The organism is Chitinimonas violaceus (genome assembly GCF_052601015.1).
In genome coordinates this window covers 1-329 of the sequence record NZ_JBQXDJ010000264.1, presented here as the reverse complement: position 1 = coordinate 329, position 329 = coordinate 1, and the positions used below count along the sequence as shown (strand labels likewise).

Here is a 329-nt window from a genome sequence, read left to right as displayed (position 1 = left end):
CCAGTGCGGGTGCACTGGGTGTGCTGACGATCACCCCCAATGGCACCTGGACCTACAACGTCGCGAACAGTGCGGTGCAATACCTGAAGGCAGGCGAGACCAAGCTGGAAACGTTCACGGTGCTGTCTGCAGATGGCACGTCACATGAGATCAAGGTCACGATCACGGGTACCAATGACAAACCTGTGATTGGCGGGGATGCAGTTGGTAGCGTCACCGAAGATGCCGCCACCCCGACCTTGACCGACAGCGGCACGCTCACCATCAGTGATGCGGATACAGGTCAAGCCAGCTTCCAGACGACAGGCATCACAGCCAGTGCGGGTGCA

At 59.3% G+C, this 329-nt stretch carries 1 protein-coding gene; it reads left to right on the top strand.

Annotated features, from left to right (window positions below):
• Positions 1-329: VCBS domain-containing protein (locus ACUHMQ_RS21225; protein ID WP_445297418.1), on the top strand; the 329-nt coding region annotated here is incomplete at both ends.